Source organism: Niallia laureatilytica (assembly GCF_046613985.1).
In the GTDB taxonomy this organism is placed as follows: Bacteria; Bacillota; Bacilli; order Bacillales; family Cytobacillaceae; genus Niallia.
In genome coordinates, this window is sequence record NZ_JBKKHP010000002.1 from 824,830 (window position 1) to 844,591 (window position 19,762).

Genomic DNA, 19,762 nt, shown 5'->3' on the forward strand with positions numbered 1-19,762 from the left:
AGTAATACGAATCGATTTTATCTGAGGGTTGGGAATTAGAATCTATTCGTTTCGCAACAGTTTTTTACAAGAAGAGAGAAAGATGTATAATTTACCAGTAAATGCTAGATTATGCATAGGCGAATAAGATGAAACCCCTTAAATTAGTGTCTATCCTCCTAATTCAAGCTCTTGACAATGAATTGGCACAACTATACAATTATATTGTATATTTTACATTTTTATGAGTATGAAAAACCTAGAAACTATGTGCTAGGGCAGTATTTTCGCTTTAAAAAGAACTATAAGCCAATACTTTTAAAATCGTAACAACACAATTTAATAGCAAGAGGAGGTGAAATGATGGAAACCAATACAATTATCATCTCCATTTTGCTTGGCCTAATCGTAATTGCCGTTGTTGGCTTTGTTGTATATTTTATTCGTAAGTCCAATGCTAATGCAAAAATTGCTAATGCGACAATGACTGCTGAACAAATGATTGAAACTGCAAAACGTGAAGCAGAAGCATTGAAAAAAGAAGCTTTGTTAGAAGCAAAGGATGAGATTCACAAGCTTCGCAGTGAAGCAGAACTAGAAGTTCGTGATCGAAGAAATGAACTACAAAAACAAGAAAATCGTTTATTGCAAAAAGAAGAAAACCTTGACCGTAAGGGAGAGGCGCTTGATAAACGGGAAACAATTTTAGAAAAGAGGGACGATTCTCTTAATAAAAGACAACAGCATATGGAAGAGATGGAGAGCAAAGTGGATGAGATGGTTCGCAAGCAGCAAACTGAACTAGAGCGCATTTCCGGTTTAACTCGCGAAGAGGCAAAATCCATCATTTTAGACAAAACAGAGCAAGATATCGCCCATGATATCGCTATAATGATTAAAGAAAGCGATACAAGAGCAAAAGAGGAAGCAGACAAGAAAGCGAAAGAAGTTCTGTCGCTTGCTATCCAAAGATGTGCCGCAGATCATGTTGCCGAAACAACTGTATCCGTGGTTAACTTGCCTAATGATGAGATGAAAGGCCGAATCATCGGTAGAGAAGGGCGCAACATTCGTACGCTTGAGACACTTACTGGAATTGATTTAATTATTGATGACACACCAGAAGCTGTCATTCTTTCAGGTTTTGACCCTATCAGAAGGGAAACAGCAAGACTGGCCCTTGATAAGCTTGTGCAGGATGGCCGCATCCATCCAGCTCGCATTGAGGAAATGGTCGATAAGGCAAGACGTGAAGTTGATGAACATATCCGTGAAATCGGTGAACAGACAACATTTGAAGTTGGTGTACATGCACTTCACCCTGACTTGATCAAAATTCTCGGCCGTTTAAAATTCAGAACAAGCTACGGCCAAAATGTGCTGAAACACAGTATAGAGGTTGCACAGCTTTCAGGTATACTTGCTGCGGAACTTGGGGAAGATGAAACACTTGCGAGAAGAGCAGGATTGCTCCATGACATCGGAAAAGCTATTGACCATGAAGTCGAAGGAAGCCATGTTGAAATTGGGGTAGAACTTGCCACCAAGTATAAAGAACATCCTGTGGTTATTAATAGCATTGCTTCCCATCATGGCGATACAGAGCCTACTTCTATTATTGCGGTACTTGTTGCTGCTGCTGATGCACTTTCAGCTGCAAGACCTGGTGCCCGCAGAGAGACACTAGAGAATTATATTCGCCGTCTCGAAAAATTAGAAGAAATCTCTGAATCATATGATGGTGTTGAGAAGTCGTTTGCTATTCAAGCAGGCCGTGAAATACGAATAATGGTTAAACCTGACTTGATTGACGATTTGGAATCACATCGATTAGCACGTGATATCCGCAAAAAGATCGAAGAAGAGCTGGATTATCCAGGACATATCAAGGTTACAGTTATACGTGAAACAAGAGCTGTTGAATACGCAAAATAAAAAAACGGTGCCATGTGCACCGTTTTTATTTTGAAAAGCTGTATAAGAGAAAAAGAATGAATGTATGTTAAACTAAAGAGAACCTAGTTTGGATAGGAAGCTGCCATATTTGGCAGGGCTTCATAGAAAGGATTTATATTATGCATATTTTATTTATAGGCGATGTGGTCGGATCGATGGGAAGGGACATGATTAAAGAATATGTGCCAAAGCTGAAGGAAAAATACCGCCCTCAATTGACGATTATTAATGGTGAAAATGCTGCTGGCGGCAAAGGGATTACAGAAAAAATTTACCGCGGCTTTTTAGAGGTTGGAGCTCAAGCGGTGACTTTAGGTAATCACACTTGGGATAATCGGGAGATTTTTGATTTTATTGATGAAGCCAAATATTTGGTGAGACCAGCCAATTTTTCGGAGAATAATCCTGGCAAAGGCATGGTTTTTGTCAAAATCAATGATATAGAAGTAGCTGTCATCAATCTGCAAGGAAGAACCTTCATGAATCCAAGTGATGATCCATTTGTAAAAGCAGATGAACTGATTGCTGAAGCGAAAAAACGAACAGATATTATCTTTGTTGATTTTCATGGAGAGGCAACAAGTGAAAAGCAGGCAATGGGCTGGTACTTAGATGGCAGGGTTACAGCAGTTATCGGAACACATACCCATGTACAAACAGCTGATAACCGCATCCTTCCGCAAGGAACAGCATTTATGGCAGATGTCGGCATGACAGGCCCCTATGACGGCATATTAGGAATGGAACGGTCAGCTGTCATTAACAGATTTTTGACAAACTTGCCGACACGCTTTGAGCCGCCAAAATCAGGAAGAGCGACTTTGAGTGCATGTCTGATCGAGGTGGACAAAAAAACCGGCAAAGCGAAAAAAATCAACCGAATCCTTATTAATGAAGATCATCCATTCTTCTCTTAATAAAGTGGAAACCGAAACGTAAAGTTTCGGTTTTTTTATTTTGTTATACAGTGTTTTACGCAATTTAGGATTATTTTTCCTAAATTTTTGTCCAAGCTGGAATAAGTGTTTTAAAAGCAGAATATAGTAGCAATGGAATGATATATATCCTGATGTGTTCTATTAATATGCTGAACATGCGGGGGGGTTAACAAGGAGGAGCTAGAAATGGAGATATTAAAGGTTTCAGCAAAGTCTAGTCCCAATTCTGTAGCTGGTGCGCTTGCAGGTGTTCTGCGTGAAAGAGGCGGAGCAGAAATCCAAGCTATTGGTGCAGGTGCATTGAATCAAGCTGTTAAAGCAGTTGCTATCGCAAGAGGGTTTGTAGCACCTAGCGGAGTGGATTTAATTTGTATCCCAGCCTTCACTGATATCGTTATTGACGGTGAGGAACGAACAGCCATCAAGCTCATTGTAGAGCCTAGATAAACAGGCGAAAAATAGGCAAATGAACAAACCATAACCCTGTTAACACTGCTCTTTTACATAGTAAATAGCCGGCAGAGGAATAAGGGACTGAACCTGTATGATTAGCCATACAGGTTCTTTTTTTAGCAAGTAGGCGCTTTTGGATAAAAGCAGAATATAATATAGTTAATTATGATTTCACGAGGTGAGAAGATGGCAGCATTGCCTTTTTTTGATGGACATTGTGATGTGTTGTTTAAAATGTTTTTAGACCAGAAGATTCATTTTCATGAAAGCAACAAACTGCAAGTTACCTATAAGGGATTACGCAGCAGCGGAGCAAAGGTTCAATGCTTTGCGATTTATCTGCCTGAATCCGTGCATCCTGATGTGCGCTTTGATGCAGCCTTGAGAATGGTTGATATCTTTTATGAACAAATCTTAAAACCGAATCCGCTTTTAAAGCTAATTAAAAGCCAACAGAATATTGATTCCCTATTGCCGGATGAAATCGGTATTGTCTTAACATTAGAAGGGTGTGAAGCGATCGGGGAGGATTTAGTTAAGCTTAAAACCTTGCTGCGTCTTGGCGTTACCTCTGTTGGACTGACTTGGAATCACGCCAACGCTGTAGCCGATGGAGCGATGGAGCCAAGAGGGGCTGGGCTGACTGTCTTTGGCAAAGAAGTAGTGAAAGAGCTTAATAGTAAGAAAGTCTGGTGCGATGTCTCCCATCTTTCAGAAAGAGGCTTTTGGGATACACTGGAAGTGGCAGACTACCCATTCGCTTCTCATTCGAACGCGTACACATTATGTCCTCATCCAAGAAACTTGCGAGATGATCAAATAAAAGCGCTGATTGATGTGAACAGTGTTATCGGCATCACATTTGTTCCACCTTTTTTGAGCGGAACAGACTCTGCGGCGCTAACAGATGTGATTCGGCATGTAGATTATATTTGTTCATTAGGGGGCGAGGATCATGTGGGATTCGGCTCCGATTTTGATGGCACAGACTCATTTGTGTGCGGCCTCGAGTCCATTTATGGCTATGAAAATCTAATCAATGAACTGTTAAAATACTATACTACCAGTCAGACAGAAAAGTTTCTGTTTCAGAACATGAAAAAACGGTATCCACACGAGTAGCCAACATTCGTTCATCCAGTATGCTCTAAGAACCTTCCTATTGTGTTCATAGCTTGAAAGGCTTATACTAATATAATGTAAACTTGTCAAAACTAGCATATGAATGCGTTAATGGGAAATTTTTCAACAAAAGCTTATGGATGATATTGACATCTCATCGATAAGAGAGGAGTATGTTAAATGAACGAAAAACAGCGTTTAGAAACTCAAAAATTGGATACTGTTACTTCAACGGTTAAAAAACCTGAAAAAGACTACAGCAAATATTTTGAAACTGTCTATACACCTCCATCCTTAAGGGATGCAAAGCGCAGAGGAAAGGAAGAAATCCGTTATGAAAATGACTTTGTGATTTCTGAACAATTCCGCGGTATGGGAGAAGGACGGAAGTTTTATATCCGCACATTCGGCTGCCAGATGAACGAACATGATACAGAAGTAATGGCAGGTATTTTCTTAAGTTTAGGCTATGAGCCGACGAATACAGTAGAGGATGCGAATGTCATCCTGCTGAACACATGTGCAATTCGTGAAAATGCAGAAAATAAAGTGTTCGGTGAGCTTGGTCATCTTAAGTCTCTGAAAACAGAGAAGCCTGATCTTCTACTTGGCGTTTGCGGCTGTATGTCTCAAGAGGAATCTGTCGTTAATAAAATTTTAAAAACATATAACCAAGTTGATATTATCTTTGGAACTCATAATATTCACCGTTTGCCAAACATCCTTCATGAAGCTTATATGTCCAAGGAAATGGTCGTAGAAGTATGGTCGAAGGAAGGGGATGTTATTGAAAACCTTCCGAAAGTACGTAATGGACAGATTAAAGCATGGGTTAATATTATGTACGGCTGTGATAAGTTCTGTACATACTGTATTGTGCCTTATACTCGAGGCAAGGAAAGAAGCCGACGTCCTGAGGATATTATTCACGAAGTCCGTCAGTTGGCAGCACAAGGCTATAAGGAAATCACACTCCTAGGACAGAACGTTAATGCATATGGTAAAGACTTTACAGATATGAACTACCGCCTAGGTGACTTGATGGATGAAATCAGCAAAATCGATATTCCGCGCATTCGTTTTACAACAAGCCATCCGCGCGACTTTGATGACCATTTGATTGAAGTTTTGGCTAAAGGCGGCAATATGGTTGAGCATATTCATTTGCCAGTACAATCAGGTTCTTCTGATGTATTGAAAATCATGGCTCGAAAATATACGAGAGAGCAGTATTTAGAGCTTGTTCGCAAAATGAAAGCAGCGATTCCAAACTTGACGTTAACAACAGATATCATCGTCGGCTATCCAAATGAAACAGAAGAGCAATTCCAAGAAACACTTTCTTTATATGAAGAAGTTGGCTTCGAAGCTGCTTATACGTTCATTTATTCACCGCGTGAAGGAACTCCTGCTGCCAAAATGAAGGACAATGTGCCGATGGAAGTGAAAAAGGAACGTCTGCAGCGCTTGAATGCATTGGTGAATGCAAAATCAGCTGAATCCATGAAGAGCTATAAAGGCCAAATCGTGGAAGTACTGGTAGAAGGCGAAAGCAAAAAACAATCGGATGTGCTTGCAGGCTATACGCGCAAAAACAAGCTTGTGAACTTTGTCGGTCCGAAATCAGCAATCGGCAAGCTCGTATCAGTTAAAATTACAGATGCGAAAACTTGGTCATTAAATGGTGAAATGATTGAGATTATCGAAGCTGTAGAGGCAAACTGAGATGGCTAAATATTCTAAAGAAGAAATATTGAAGCGGACAGAAGAGCTTGCCAAAATGATTCAGGAAACAGAAGAGGTTGATTTTTACATACGTGCGGAAAAACAAATCAACCAAAACAGTAAAGTGAATGACCGAATTGCTCAGATTAAAAAGCTGCAGAAGCAAGCAGTAAATTTGCAGCATTATGGAAAAATCTCAGCACTGAAGGAAACAGAAGCGAAGATTGATGCACTTCAAGCAGAAATTGACGAGATACCGATCGTATCAGAATTTAAAGAATCACAAAAAATTGTCAATGACATGCTGCAGCTCGTGACGAAAACAATTGCCAACAATGTTGTTGATTCCTTTGATGATATAAATACAACAAACAAAAATAAGCTTCATTAAGAAGCATGTTAAAAAGCCAACAATGTTGAACTGCGCCCCAATTGGTAGACACTGTCTAACAATTGGAGATGCAGTTTTTTTATGACTAAATATACAAGTGATATAAAATTAAATATTGTCCAAGGCTTCAACCCGAAAGTAATTGCCACTAATGGATACTGCATTCTTTTTAAAATCCCTAGTTATACAATGGTGTATAATTAGCAGAGATAAATGAAGGTTGGCGATATAGAAGCCCCTGAACCGCAAGAAAAGGGGCATCCATCCGTAAAAAAACCAACCTATTCACTTGTTTCGGAGATGTTAGAGAAAACCCTTGAACGTTCACCAGAAGAGCAAATCAGATCAAGGCTGGCATTACCAGATGAAAACAATATCATCATGCCCTCCAAAAAAGAGGAATGAAACAAAGTATGTCTCATAAAGGAAACTGTTACGATAGCTCAGTGATGGAGAATTTCTTCGGGATGATGAAATCAGAATTCCTTTAATATAAGGAATTCGAATATGTAGAACATCTTAAATAAGAACCTTGAAAAATATATGGAATATTATAATGCCAAACGGATAAGGCAAATTCAAAATGAGTCCGGTACAATACCGAACTCATTTTGAGCAAGCTGTCTGATGAAATAACCGTACCTAACTTTCATGGGTCACTTCCATGTTGTTGGCTTTTTATCTTTTACAGTTATTTATTATTAAGAATGTTGATTGCTTGCAGGAACGCTTTCCTGTATTCCTGCTGTTCCTTCATTGCAGTCTCGAGAGTAGTCAGCAAGGATTTGTTTAGCTGTCTTGTTTCTCTGTCTCGATTGTTACTTTGCTGAATAGTATTTAAAAGAAAGGTGTAAACAAGCATTAAGCTCGAATAATTGTCCACATAGGTTAAACTGACTGCACTGCCCCCATTTCCTCCTTCTGCGTGTGTGTTGACAGAAGGTGCTCCTGATTCAAGGATTTTGTCAACAAGCTCCTCTGGCACGCCTAATTCCTGCAGCTTTTCCTTCGTTAAGCCAATGTTCTTTTCCGCCATGTTCCCACTTCCTTTCGTTTATGTAATATATATAAGATAAGAAGGGCAGTCATGCCCATAATTGACGAATCAATCACGGAAATGCTGCCCGGAAATTTTGATTAGTATTAAGCTTCGTTCACCTGTTCAGGGTTGTTCTCGTTGAAAGAAACAGCAGTAGCATCACCAGCACTGTTTGCATTTACAAGAATTCCGCCAATGAAGAAGTTCAACAAGTTTACACCTACAGCAGCTCCTCCAGCAGCACCAGCAGCAGAAAATTGGTTAGCTAGGTTACCGTTACCTTGAGTAGCGTTTGTAAATGCACGAAGTTCTGTACCGTTACCAGAGCCAGAACGGCTTCTTTTGTGAGAATCAGATGTGCATCCAGACAACATATGATTTCACCTCCTTTCAAGCAACATTTCTTTTTTTGTTATTTCTTTATGAAATTAGAAAGGTCTAATGAGAAAAGTGATTTTCCATTTACATTTACTTTTAAATTTCCTTCCTCATTTGAAGCGTCAATGACAGGTAGCTTTTCTTTCAGCTTGCTGAGGTTATCCTCATTCAGCAAGTCTTTAATGGAATTAATATTTAGTGTATTGACTGCTTTTTCCTTTATCGCATCCACACTTTTATTCGCAACAGTGTCTGTGACCTTGCTGCTGAGCTTTTTTGCCAAGCCGCCCATTTCTTCTGTCATCTTGTTCATGAACTGCTCCACATATGCTGCTCTTTCTTCATTTGAAACTTCTTTTCCATTTACATTAAACTTTAAATCGAATTGATCTTTTATATTGAATTTCCCTGCCAACTCCCTCACCCCCTTGCCGTATAGTACAGTATATAAAAACGAGACCAAGCTGTATCCGCGAATTAATCAGTGCAAACGCATATTTTTAAGACAACAATACAAATAAGCCTTGTTTGAAAGCGTTCTTGAACCTTAAAAAACAACAAAAGGGTTAGAGTTTTCAGCATTTGCTGCTTAACATCACTGCTTTTTTCTTTATTTTTATCATTCATTTTTATTGAGCCACTTGCCTTTGCAGTCAGACTGTCAGGTGCAAGTTGTTCGACAGGTAAGAGTATGAAGAAGGGCGAAGAGGAGCAGCAGTCATTTACTGCAAGCCTCATAAATAAAGCGCCGAGTATAGAAGACACTTGAGTATGTGAAAAAGCAGGAACAGAATGATGATCCATTTATCAGCAGAGAGGGGCACTCATCTATATCAAGAAGTTTGTAGTGTTCATCCTTGTGCCGAAGATGCCTTAACATAAAGAATCACAGTTGAATGGTTATCCGTACACAGCTCCTGTTCAACCCTCGTGCCGCATACTAAGTTCATCGTGTGACACAGCAGGATTTCAATGAGTATTGCTAGAATGTAAACGATAGGAAACTTATCTTTGCTGCTAGAAAAACAGGATAAAATATTTGGAGGTATGTTATGTCTGAAAAGCAAACTTTTGAGCATATAGTCTATTACACGGAAGGTAATAATCTTGTAATAGAGAGAAAGTTTAAGGCACCTAGAGCAGCGGTTTTTAAGGCCTATTCCGACTCAGCACTGATAGAGGCTTGGTGGGGACCAGAGGGCTGGAAAACTAAAAATACAAGCTTTGAATTCAAGCAAAATGGCGTATGGCATTATTGCATGACTTGTACAGATGAAAATCAGGGAGATTTTTTTAGGCAGGAATCTTGGGGACTTGCAGTGTATAAGAAAATGGTTGCACCAGAAGTCATACTCTATACAGATGCGTTCTCAGATAAGGACGGAAATGTTGCTCCTGACATGCCGGAAATGCAGATCAGCGTCTTTTTCAAGGAAGAAAGCCAGCAAACACTTCTTGAAATTAAGAGCGGCTTTGCTTCAGAGGAAGCGCTGATGCAAGTGTTGGAAATGGGTGTTGTCCAAGGCATGGAATCCCAATTCTGCCGTCTGGACGAATTGCTTGCTAATGGCTTATAAACTAAACAAACAGAATGCCTTTAATAACAGCATTCTGTTTTTTATTTATTGTTTATTCCTTCATACCCATGACTCGAATTCGTTTATAGTCGGCTATCCATGTGCCATCCACATATAAATCTGCTCTTAATTTAGCTTCTACACTTTTAATAATCTTATTTTTTGTGCTCTCTGCCATTCCTGCAAAAAATGCTCCACCAAACATCTCCAGCCAGTTATACAGACCGTTTTCACCAATAAAAGGTGTTGGCCTGTCAAAATGCTGTGCATAAATACAGCGGAATCCTATTTGCTCCATTTTGGTTGTATACTCAGCAATACTCGGGAAATACCAGGGATACTTATCCCAGTCAAAGGTCAACCCGCAAGCAGCGATTTCTGATAGAACTGCCTCTGAAATCTTTTGCACATTGCCTTTTCCACCGAATTCGGCAACAAACCTTCCTCCTTGCTTTAAACTGGTATAAATGGAAGCTAATGCTTGCTCAGGAGGCTTAACCCAATGAAGTGTCGCATTGGAAAAAACAGCATCAAATTCCTCGGTATATGGAAGGTTTGTCGCATCGCCTACAAGGAAGTTCAGATGAGGGTACTTCTTTTTTGCGGTAGCAATCATATTCGGCGAGTTATCCATGCCAAGAACTTCACAGTTGCTCGCAGATAACTTGTTTGCCAAATCTCCTGTGCCGCAGCCAAGATCCAATATTTTTTCCCCAGCTTTCGGAGCAAGGAGGCTGACTAAATCACCTCCGTAGTTTGATACGAATGAATGTTTTTCATCGTATAAGCCTGCATTCCACATGTCTTGCTTACTTATGCTGTTCATCGTCTTTCCCCTTTCTTTCGTATATGTATATTTCTGTAATTAGATTATAATGGGAATAACATTGTTTGGAAATTAACAAAAAACGAAGAAATTAATAACGGATAGTTATTAGAGAGTAGGTTAACATGGATATTAAATGGCTTAAAACGTTTATTGTTGCTGCAAAGCATGAGAATTTTCGCATCGCATCAGAGGAGCTGTTTTTGACACAGCCTGCTGTCACAAAGCATATTAAAAGATTGGAAGAAACATTGCATACAGAATTGTTTGATAGAATCGGCAAAAGTATTTCGCTCACATCAGCTGGTCATCATTTTCTGCCCCTTGCTATGGAAATGATGGATAAATATGAGCAAGGCTTGGAGAGTTTTGAATCGTGGAAGCAAGGTTATGTAAAAAAACTGACTATCGCAGCAGCACCGCAAATCGCTTCAAGCATTTTGCCGTCGATTTTACGCAGCTTTATGGACCAATACCCGGATATTGAGGTACTTGTCCGCGTGGTGAGCTCCTATGAAATGGGGGAAGAAATCAGCCTATTAAAAGCAGATATCGGATTATCACGTTTAAAGCCTATCCAAGCTAGTCTACATGTCGAAACCCTTCATGAAGATAAAGTAATGCTTATAGCGCCTCCTCAAAAGCAAATGGAGGAAGGGGAGGTGCTAAAAAAATATAGGTTAATTACGCATAATCATCCAGAATATTGGGAGGATCTGCTACATGTCATTAAAAGAAATTATCCTGCTGTCAGGACGATGATGGTAAATCAAATGGAAATAACGAAGCGATTTATAGGAATTGGACTCGGTGTATCTTATCTGCCTTACACGACTGTTATGGAAGAAATAAAGGAAGCCAGGCTAATGGAAGTAAAGGCGGATAAAATATCGCCCCCAGCATCAACTACCTATTTATTGTCGAAGGTGATAACAAAGGAGGCAAATTTATTCATTTCGTTTTTAAAAAGACAGATTGCGACCATGTAGGAGAACTGCTATAAGTTCTCTGCTAGAATAATTTTTTCTAGTTCTCTATGAAAATGCAGCTTTTGAACATGGTCAGCTAGAATCTTGTTTACATCCGTTTCTTTTATGAATGCACGAACAGCACTATTCATTTGCAGCATTGTTCCATATTTGTTTAAAAGCTGCATATACATTGTCTCTTTTTGAAGCAGCTTGTATTTTTTATAAAGTGATCGAGAGGGCGAAGCGGAAAAAATACCTATTATCAGGCTGAACAATAAATCTAACAATTTCATGCAACTCCGTTTATATTAAAGTTTTTTGTCTTTGTTACTATCTACGTGCAAGCAGTCAAAGAAGTTTCTTTATTAAAAGAAAATAATAGTTTTGCTTACTCCAAAAGTTTCAGCAAGTGTGAATAGTATGGTAGAATTGCATTCGAGGTGGTAAAAATGGAGCAGCTGATTTATACGCTGTTGGCATATATCAACAATTCCTTGAACAAGGATATTAATTATCATGTAGCAAGAGGTCTTCTTGAACATATTCATGAGATTGAAAGCTTCTCACTCGAAAGCGCTGCAGATGCTTGTCATGTGGCACCATCTACGATTAACCGCTTTTGTAAGAGAATTGGATTCCGGAATTTTTCTAGCATGCGCAACAGTGTCAATATCCCAATTGATGCATCACTTAACGAAACGAATCATACTCCACTACATACACATGAACTGTTTCAGCAATTAAACGAAAATCTTGCCATGATTGATCAAATACCGCTAGAGCAGATTGATCGCATTGCAACACGTATCAAAAAATCAAAAAGAATCATCATACTAGGTTTTGAGAAATATCAAGTCCAAGCGATGGAACTGCAGAAGAAGTTGCTTCTTTTAGGTAAGCTGAGTGAGTGCGGCACCAATTTCTTTAAACAAATGGATGCATTAGCAGAGCTCGGCGAGGATGACCTCATTATTACGATTTCCATTCAAGGGAATATATTTTCTGCCTATTTTCCATTTATTGAAAAATTCAAGGCTGCACAAGGTCAAAAGCTCCTTATAACGTTTTCGGACGAGCTTGGTAAATTAGGCGTTTTCGATGAAATCATCCAATGTGGCAAAATAGAAAACTCAAGCGTGAGCAGTTATACACTTCTGAGGCTGTTTGATGTGCTCTTTTTCCGCTATTAACTGGTCTCATTCAGACCAGTTCCCCCCGTTGACAGCAGATAGGTGTTGGTCTATCAGCTTTAATTCTTAGTGACGTGAATAATAGTTTTTATAAAGCCAATAAGCTGGTCTTAATCAGACCAGTTTTTATTGTGGAATACTAGTATCATAGATTTATAAACATACTAGGAGGCATTGATATGAAAAAAAGTCATTTTCCTGAAGGATTTTTATGGGGCGGAGCAACAGCAGCTAATCAGCTCGAAGGGGCTTATAATGAAGGCGGAAAAGGATTATCTATTTTCGATATGGTAGCATTCGTGCCGAAGGAAGAAAGAAATCATGAAATTGAAATGGATGTAAGAAGTGAAGAGGAATTAGAAGAGCTGCTTGCTGGAAAAGGCGGAGATAACTTCCCAAAACGCCGCGGCATTGATTTCTATCATCGTTATAAGGAAGATATTGCGCTTTTTGCGGAAATGGGCTTCAAAACATTCCGTATGTCGATTTCTTGGCCGCGTATTTTTCCAAATGGAGATGAAACGGTACCGAATGAAGAGGGCCTAGCATTTTATGACAGAGTGTTTGATGAACTGCAAAAATACGGAATTGAGCCATTAGTAACATTGTCTCATTATGAGCTTCCACTGAATCTTGTGCAGAAGTATAATGGCTGGACTGACCGCAGATTAGTAGACTATTTTGTGCATTATGCTGAAACCGTCTTCAACCGTTATAAAGATAAAGTGAAATACTGGCTGACATTTAATGAGATCAATGTTTCCACAATTTCACCGTATATCGGCAGCGGTATCCTCGTAGACCGTGTTGAAAACCGTGAACAGGCTGTTTACCAAGCACTTCACCATCAATTTGTGGCAAGTGCAAGAGCAGTTAAAGCTTGTCACGAAATCATTCCAGGTGCGCAGATAGGCTGTATGCTTGCCCGCATGGAAACATATGCTGAAACATGCAATCCAGATGATGTGCTTGCAGCATTGGATGAAGACCAAAAAAATCTTTTCTTCACAGACGTACAAGTGCGCGGTTATTATCCTAGCTATATGAACCGTTATTTCGAGGAAAATGATATCAAGATTGAAATGCTTCCAGGTGATGAAGAAATTCTGCTTCAGCATCCAGTTGATTTCTTGTCCTTCAGCTATTACATGACAATGGTATCAAGTGGTTCACCTGATAAAATGAAAGAAAAAGGTAACTTCTTTAGCGGCATTCCAAATCCTTATTTAGAAGCATCTGATTGGGGCTGGCAAATCGATCCGAAAGGATTGCGCATTACGTTGAAGAAAATGTATGACCGTTACCAAGTACCATTGTTCATTGTTGAGAATGGATTGGGTGCTTATGATAAAGTAGAGGAAGACGGCACTATTCAGGATGACTACCGAATTGATTACTTGCGTGCTCATATCGAACAAATGGGCGAAGCGATTAAAGATGGCGTAGATGTAATGGGCTACACTAGCTGGGGCTGTATTGATTTAATCAGTGCAGGTACGTCTGAAATGTCTAAGCGCTACGGCTTTATCTATGTAGATCAAGACGATTATGGCAATGGTACATTGGAAAGAAAGAAGAAAAAATCGTTTGACTGGTACAAAAATGTTATTTCCACAAACGGGGCAGAACTATAATTAAAATGAACGCCTTCTCACATGGAGAAGGCGTTAATTTTTGCTAGCAGGAATTTTATCCCTTTTGCTTGGTGCTTTTTTTACTAACAGGATGAACAATATAATTATGGGGATAAAAAATTGCAGCGGCAAGTTTAGAAAATAAGGAATAACCTGAAATCCCTCGAGGACATGATCCGCAATTCCCCGCGCAATAAATACCGTAAATAGCGTAATAATGCACATAATCGGCATAGTAAAATATCGATACGGAATTTTACATACATATTCTAGTCCCTTTAATCCAGCAAACATAAACACAGAGCTTTTCACCAATATGCCGAGCAAGATAATAAATGCTGTTATCGCATCAATTCTTTCGATAAATTCCCCAATTGCAACTAAGCGGGTTGCGCTTAACAGCGGAAAAGTCGCTCTTGATGCGATATTGCTTCCTAATGCAAGGGTAACGATTAATGTCGCCACAGTCAGAAAAAAGCCTGACATAATAACACCAAAGATTAACACATTATTGCTTTTTTTGAAGTTAGCAAGCAAAGGAAATATACAAGTAAATGCAATTATTTGACCGTATGGGCGCACAAGCTCATATGGAAATATTACTTTCAAAAGCGGCTTAACTCCACCTTCGAGTATAGGTGTTATGTTTTCAACAGAGAAATTTCTGCTTGCATACAGAAAAACGGCCAGTAAGATGAAAAAAATAATCGAATACGGCGTGAATATTTCAGTGGTTCTTCCAAGTACTTCAATTCCTGAATATAGGATATAGGCAATTGTCAGCATAAGTGCTAATGTCTGAACTTCGATTGGTGTGTTTGGCAGAATAACCGTCGATGTCATTTCAATAAAATCTCTGATGACACGGGCAGCCATATAAAAAAAATAAACGATGTATACAAAGCTAATCAAGACAGCAAGCGGTCTCTTAAAACAATACTCCATCAGTTCATATAAGTTCTTTTCTGGTAAAAACGAATGCATATAGTGATAGGCTAGTACAATCGCTATCCCAATAATGCAAGAGATTAATACAACAATCCAAGCGTCCTGCTTCCCTTTTAAACCGATACCAAGCACGACAGAGCTTCCCAAATTAAAGCAAATGACTAGGGCAAGCAGCTGATTTAATGAGATATTTTCCTTCATCATATGGGAAGTTTTCCCTCTTTCTTGGCCGATTTAGCCTTCTTGCACAAGAGTAGTATGTGTTAAAAATTTGTGATTATACTAATTGTTTCCATTCATCTATCTCGCTTATTAAAAGAGTAAAAAAGGCAGTAAAATCCTTCATTGTGAAAAGTATCAATATTTTTACTTTTCTGGTAAAATGAAATCATAAAAAATTTCCAAAAGAGAAAGCTCTAATGGTTGGCAAGTTTCCAATTACCGTTGTTGCAGCAAAAGTTTAACTTGTGTCTATTTTTAGTTTGAATCAAGTAATCTATCACTCACACAAAAACACTAATATCGGAGGCTTTTATGAGACAATACCAAACGCTCCAAGAGACTTATTCTTTTTCGGAAAGTTATCAAGAACAGTTAGCTGACACGATGCGAGAAACATTTGATATAGTATCGATTAAAGACAAACCGATTGTCAGTTTATTTAAATTAGATTATTCCCTTAATACTAAAAATAAAAAGCCGAGTTATAATACGCTGCAAGTAAATAACATTGCCATTATCTTCGACCCGGAGTATAACTATAAAATAGAAATGAATCAGAAGCATCGTTTTCCGCTTCGGTCCACTTCGTATTATTCGGAGGATGTGTCCTCTGATAATAAAGTAAAAGAATTCTTTAAGGATTATATCGACGACACGCTTACTGCGTTGTTTGCGAAAAGAAAGTCGGAAATAATAGACATCTTCTGCAGTTTCATAGAAAGTGAGAATACGGTTGTTATAGAAGTAGTGGAAATGAAAACAGGAGAGTTTAAAAAGTACAGAAACAGTGGATTTTTTCATCAATTAGTTTCAGATTCTATCGTATATGCGAGCAAGCCTCTTATTCATGAAGGAATGGAACATTATATTAGCACAAATAACATCGTCCGAAATGTTGCTGAGAAATATATTAGCAATACATTTTTATCCATTCTTGAAGTATTTGATTTAGCAATCTATCAAAAGTTAAATGAGATTGCGACGAGTTACTACGAAGGAGCTGAATGCTGCGGCAAGATCCTCTTTTGCAAGGAGAATGATATAGTTAACAGTGCTGTAATGTTTGTTGATAGAATGCCGCTCACTAATTATAAAGGCGTTCGTAAACTACTAGAGATAGCCCAAGAAAATATATATCTCCTATCTAATGGCAAGGAAATAATCGGTTTCATTGAATGGACTAATGAGCTGAATAATCGCATAAACGGCTACTCTGTGACTTTTGTAAGTCATGCTAATTGGGATTTAGAAGAAACAGGAAATAGAAAGAAAAAGATATTTCATGTTAGTTATGGCATTCCCCAATTCCCAAAAGCGCCTTTAGAAGAAGCGGAATTTGCAGCATGCTTCAATCAAGCCTTTTCGAATCGGTATCATTACCGGGCGATTTGGGATTTGTGTACACAAGCTAAAAATCAACAAAAAGGTACGATGCTCGTTATTTCAGAACAAGCTGCAGCAGAGGCTAGCCGCCTGTCGAATCAATGCATACGCTTAGAATATAAAGCAGATAACAAAAATTTCTTCAGCTCTATCAAACATATTTCCGCTATTGATGGAGCGGTGCTGCTTCATCCAGATGGGAATTGTCATGCTATCGGTGTTATACTAGATGGCACTGCAGATACACGTTTCGGTGATCGATCAAGAGGTGCAAGATATAATTCTGCATATCGCTATTTACATAGTACTAAGTATAAAAATTGTCTTATTCTTGTAGTTTCAGAGGATGGAATGATTGATTTGATACATACGAACAAATTATAAGGAACAGCCTTGGGATAAGAACCCAGGGCTTTCCTTTTTAGGATGATAAATAGTATAAAACGAATAGGGGGGCAACAAATGGAAACAACTACATTGTTTGTTGGAATTGATACAAATATTTCCTTACAAAGAAATTTAGATAAAAGAAAAAAACGGCAAATTAAGAGGACAGATTTAATAGAACTAACTCCGAATGTTTCTTATGCCTCGTACAGAAAAGACGAGACGATAATCCGTACCTATTTTTTAAAAAAAGAAGTTATTTTATTTGTTGAAGTAACACCCTTTATAAAGGAAATGGAAGAAATCTTTGGAATATGCAGTTCTGACTTGGATGTGATCACTACAGATCTATCACATGAAGCCCTTATACCAAAATTTGAGCATGTGTTAAAAGAGTATGAAAACCAAACGAGGCACTTTCCTATACTTCATGCATACGGGCAAAAATCCTGGCATGATGAAGCCTTGATTGTTGCTAATAAGGAGGCATTAATAAAGCTGAAAAATGCCATTGATGTTGCCTTAAAGTATGGAGAAGGACGCCTCTCTGCATCAACAAGTGATGGTGAAGGATATGACCTATACGTAAAATGTCTTAATGGGGATGCAGAAACGAATGAAGTTTGGAGAAATTTGGAGCTGCCTTATCATGACAGAGAGATGTATGCTCCACAGGAGGAAGAAGTCGATCCATACTCTATAAATTCTGTTTACAGCCAACTTTTGAACAGGCAGTAAACCAGCAAAAATAGGCTAATAGTAAGATGAAAACGCTATATTGATAAGGTAGAATATCGTTGTAAACGCTTAAAATACATATGGACATTAGGAATGTTACCTAACGGGCATAACCTAAACAAATGCATGGCTACCGTGTGTTTGTTTAGGTTTTTTGTTTTTCTCCCGTTAGGTAATCTTCTAAAATCCAAAAAGAGGGGATGAAAAGGATGAAAGGAAAAGGGTTAATTACTTTGTTGCTGATATTTGCTATCATTGCAGCGGGCTGTTCAAACAGCAAAGAGGAAACTAATTCATCTAACGAAACAAAAACAGAAAACAGCAGTGACAGCAAACCAGCTGAAAAGCAAAAAGCCAGAACGGTTATTACAACAGATGGCGAAGTGGATGATATGAACTCTGTACTCCGCTACTTAGTGTATGCCAATGAGATGGATTTAGAAGGAATTGTGCTGACAAGCTCTGTCTACCATTATGCAGGTGATAAAGCAAAAGGAATTGAACCTTTTAGATGGACAGGGACCCAATGGCTTACAGATATGATTAATGCGTACGAAGAGGGTTATCCTAATTTGGTGAAGCATGCTGACGGCTATCCTGAACCAGATTACTTACGCAGCATTACAAAAATCGGTAATATTTCTAATGTAGGGGAAATGGAAGAAGAGACAGAGGGATCTGAGTTCTTGAAGGAACTGTTCCTCCATGATGATGATAGTGATTTATATGTGCAAACATGGGGTGGAACAAATACAACGGCCCGTGCATTGAAATCGATTGAAGAAGAATATAGCAAAACAGATGATTGGGAGAAGATTAAATCGAAAGTAAGCGATAAGCTTGTTTTATATATCATTTTGGACCAGGATGACAGCTACAGTAAATATATTGCTAAAAACTGGCCAGATATCCGCATCATTAATGATACCTCGAATTTCTGGCATTTTGCATACGCGTGGAAATTACATTCTGAGGAATTAAACACAAAGCTTACTGGTGATTGGCATAAAGAAAATATTGTCGGTCATGGTCCGTTAATGGATATGTATGCATTAATGGGTGACGGCAAGATGATTGAGGGAGAGCTTTTCGAAGAGCAGCGCGGTACGGAAGAATACTTACAGAAAAATCCTCAATATCAAAAGTATGATTTTATTTCAGAAGGTGATTCTCCATCCTTCTTCTACTTAATCGACAATGGACTAAGAAGCTTGGAGGACCCGACATATGGAGGCTGGGGCGGCCGCTTTGACGCTGTGAGCAGCAAGGTGTATAAAAACACTGTTACAGACTTTAATGTGTACGCAAACCGCTATGAAGCAGAGTATTCTTTAACACGCTGGTTTGATGATATACAAAGCGATTTTGCAGCAAGGGCAGATTGGCTGACTGCAGAAAGCTATGAGGATGCAAACCATAATCCAACAGTTGAGGTAGAAGAAGGTTTGGATTTGGCGGTTGAAAAGGGAGAGGAAGTGACGTTGCATGCTAATGGCAGCGATCCAGACGGTGATGAAATCTCCTATAAATGGTGGAGATATTTTGAAGCAGATACGTACGAAGAGTCAAAGGTAGCTAAGAACGACACAGTTTCAGATGTAACAGATGGTCTTCAGCTTGGCCTTCATCGTGAATTGGCAGAAGGAGAAGCAACGGATACGATTGAATTAACAGGCAAGGACACAAAAACAGTGAGCTTCACTGTGCCAAAAGATGCGAAATCTGGAGATACACTTCATATTATCGTAGAGGTGCAGGATGACGGTGCACATAAGCTTAAATACTATCAGCGTGTTATTCTAACTGTAAAATAAACAATTGTCTAAAGGCGGTGGAAGCTATTCTGCCGTCTTTTTTCCTATTGTATAGAAGTTATGGAAACTCCTTCCTCTGTTGTGCAACAAT

20 protein-coding genes and 1 pseudogene are annotated in these 19,762 nt (G+C 38.8%); 14 read left to right on the forward strand and 7 right to left on the reverse strand.

Features of this window, described 5'->3' with window-relative positions; translation table 11 throughout:
* Positions 1–342 precede the first annotated feature (342 nt).
* The 7 genes and pseudogenes from rny to ACLIJJ_RS09195 form a co-directional block, all read left to right on the forward strand.
* Positions 343–1,914, forward strand: a complete 1,572-nt coding sequence (rny, locus tag ACLIJJ_RS09165; protein ID WP_233314778.1) for a ribonuclease Y — start codon at positions 343–345, stop codon at positions 1,912–1,914.
* A gap of 140 nt (positions 1,915–2,054) precedes the next feature.
* Complete coding sequence (locus ACLIJJ_RS09170; protein ID WP_411410768.1) at positions 2,055–2,852, forward strand: TIGR00282 family metallophosphoesterase; 798 nt, start codon at positions 2,055–2,057, stop codon at positions 2,850–2,852.
* Positions 2,853–3,059: 207 nt separating this feature from the next.
* On the forward strand, positions 3,060–3,320 hold the full coding sequence (spoVS, locus tag ACLIJJ_RS09175; RefSeq protein WP_016201204.1) for a stage V sporulation protein SpoVS: 261 nt from the start codon (positions 3,060–3,062) through the stop codon (positions 3,318–3,320).
* 171 nt (positions 3,321–3,491) lie between these two features.
* Positions 3,492–4,448, forward strand: a complete 957-nt coding sequence (locus ACLIJJ_RS09180) for a dipeptidase (protein WP_411410769.1) — start codon at positions 3,492–3,494, stop codon at positions 4,446–4,448.
* A gap of 180 nt (positions 4,449–4,628) precedes the next feature.
* On the forward strand, positions 4,629–6,173 hold the full coding sequence (gene miaB / locus ACLIJJ_RS09185; RefSeq protein WP_233314327.1) for a tRNA (N6-isopentenyl adenosine(37)-C2)-methylthiotransferase MiaB: 1,545 nt from the start codon (positions 4,629–4,631) through the stop codon (positions 6,171–6,173).
* 1 nt (position 6,174) lies between these two features.
* Positions 6,175–6,564, forward strand: coding sequence for a YlbF/YmcA family competence regulator (locus tag ACLIJJ_RS09190; RefSeq protein ID WP_233314326.1), 390 nt, complete (start codon positions 6,175–6,177; stop codon positions 6,562–6,564).
* Positions 6,565–6,837: 273 nt separating this feature from the next.
* A pseudogene (locus tag ACLIJJ_RS09195) lies at positions 6,838–7,192 on the forward strand (IS3 family transposase); the annotation flags it as partial.
* 63 nt (positions 7,193–7,255) lie between these two features.
* Here the strand turns inward: ACLIJJ_RS09195 and ACLIJJ_RS09200 are convergent.
* From ACLIJJ_RS09200 to ACLIJJ_RS09215, 4 genes are all read right to left on the reverse strand, one after another.
* Positions 7,256–7,600, reverse strand: coding sequence for a hypothetical protein (locus tag ACLIJJ_RS09200; protein ID WP_233314325.1), 345 nt, complete (start codon positions 7,598–7,600; stop codon positions 7,256–7,258).
* Positions 7,601–7,707: 107 nt separating this feature from the next.
* Entirely contained in the window at positions 7,708–7,977 is a 270-nt protein-coding gene (locus ACLIJJ_RS09205; RefSeq protein WP_185766892.1) for a hypothetical protein, read from the reverse strand.
* 38 nt (positions 7,978–8,015) lie between these two features.
* Positions 8,016–8,396, reverse strand: coding sequence for a hypothetical protein (locus tag ACLIJJ_RS09210; protein ID WP_233314324.1), 381 nt, complete (start codon positions 8,394–8,396; stop codon positions 8,016–8,018).
* Between the two features lie 62 nt (positions 8,397–8,458).
* Entirely contained in the window at positions 8,459–8,785 is a 327-nt protein-coding gene (locus ACLIJJ_RS09215) for a hypothetical protein (protein ID WP_411410770.1), read from the reverse strand.
* A 248-nt stretch (positions 8,786–9,033) separates the two neighbouring features.
* On the opposite strand from ACLIJJ_RS09215, the gene ACLIJJ_RS09220 reads away from it, so the two are divergent.
* Positions 9,034–9,558, forward strand: a complete 525-nt coding sequence (locus ACLIJJ_RS09220; RefSeq protein WP_411410771.1) for an SRPBCC family protein — start codon at positions 9,034–9,036, stop codon at positions 9,556–9,558.
* A 52-nt stretch (positions 9,559–9,610) separates the two neighbouring features.
* Here ACLIJJ_RS09220 and ACLIJJ_RS09225 read toward each other — a convergent pair whose 3' ends face one another.
* Positions 9,611–10,384: a class I SAM-dependent methyltransferase gene (locus tag ACLIJJ_RS09225; RefSeq protein ID WP_411410772.1), complete on the reverse strand. Its 774-nt coding sequence runs from the start codon at positions 10,382–10,384 to the stop codon at positions 9,611–9,613.
* A 125-nt stretch (positions 10,385–10,509) separates the two neighbouring features.
* Between ACLIJJ_RS09225 and ACLIJJ_RS09230 the strand changes: the two genes are divergently transcribed.
* Positions 10,510–11,373: a LysR family transcriptional regulator gene (locus tag ACLIJJ_RS09230; RefSeq protein ID WP_251648163.1), complete on the forward strand. Its 864-nt coding sequence runs from the start codon at positions 10,510–10,512 to the stop codon at positions 11,371–11,373.
* 8 nt (positions 11,374–11,381) lie between these two features.
* Here ACLIJJ_RS09230 and ACLIJJ_RS09235 read toward each other — a convergent pair whose 3' ends face one another.
* Complete coding sequence (locus tag ACLIJJ_RS09235) at positions 11,382–11,648, reverse strand: hypothetical protein (protein ID WP_237941205.1); 267 nt, start codon at positions 11,646–11,648, stop codon at positions 11,382–11,384.
* 156 nt (positions 11,649–11,804) lie between these two features.
* Here ACLIJJ_RS09235 and ACLIJJ_RS09240 point away from each other — a divergent pair, with 156 nt between their 5' ends.
* Both ACLIJJ_RS09240 and ACLIJJ_RS09245 read left to right on the forward strand, forming a co-directional pair.
* The gene (locus tag ACLIJJ_RS09240; RefSeq protein WP_233314319.1) at positions 11,805–12,545 is read left to right on the forward strand and encodes a MurR/RpiR family transcriptional regulator; all 741 of its coding nucleotides are present in this window, start codon (positions 11,805–11,807) and stop codon (positions 12,543–12,545) included.
* Between the two features lie 179 nt (positions 12,546–12,724).
* Entirely contained in the window at positions 12,725–14,179 is a 1,455-nt protein-coding gene (locus ACLIJJ_RS09245; protein WP_237941207.1) for a glycoside hydrolase family 1 protein, read from the forward strand.
* Between the two features lie 33 nt (positions 14,180–14,212).
* On the opposite strand, the gene ACLIJJ_RS09250 is transcribed toward ACLIJJ_RS09245, so the two are convergent.
* Entirely contained in the window at positions 14,213–15,331 is a 1,119-nt protein-coding gene (locus tag ACLIJJ_RS09250; RefSeq protein ID WP_233314317.1) for a GerAB/ArcD/ProY family transporter, read from the reverse strand.
* A gap of 330 nt (positions 15,332–15,661) precedes the next feature.
* Here ACLIJJ_RS09250 and ACLIJJ_RS09255 point away from each other — a divergent pair, with 330 nt between their 5' ends.
* From ACLIJJ_RS09255 to ACLIJJ_RS09265, 3 genes are all read left to right on the forward strand, one after another.
* A complete protein-coding gene (locus ACLIJJ_RS09255) occupies positions 15,662–17,116 on the forward strand; it encodes a diadenylate cyclase (protein ID WP_237941208.1) in 1,455 nt (484 codons plus the stop codon).
* Positions 17,117–17,194: 78 nt separating this feature from the next.
* On the forward strand, positions 17,195–17,857 hold the full coding sequence (locus ACLIJJ_RS09260; RefSeq protein WP_233314315.1) for a hypothetical protein: 663 nt from the start codon (positions 17,195–17,197) through the stop codon (positions 17,855–17,857).
* A 200-nt stretch (positions 17,858–18,057) separates the two neighbouring features.
* The gene (locus tag ACLIJJ_RS09265; protein WP_237941210.1) at positions 18,058–19,671 is read left to right on the forward strand and encodes a DUF1593 domain-containing protein; all 1,614 of its coding nucleotides are present in this window, start codon (positions 18,058–18,060) and stop codon (positions 19,669–19,671) included.
* Positions 19,672–19,762: the final 91 nt, after the last annotated feature.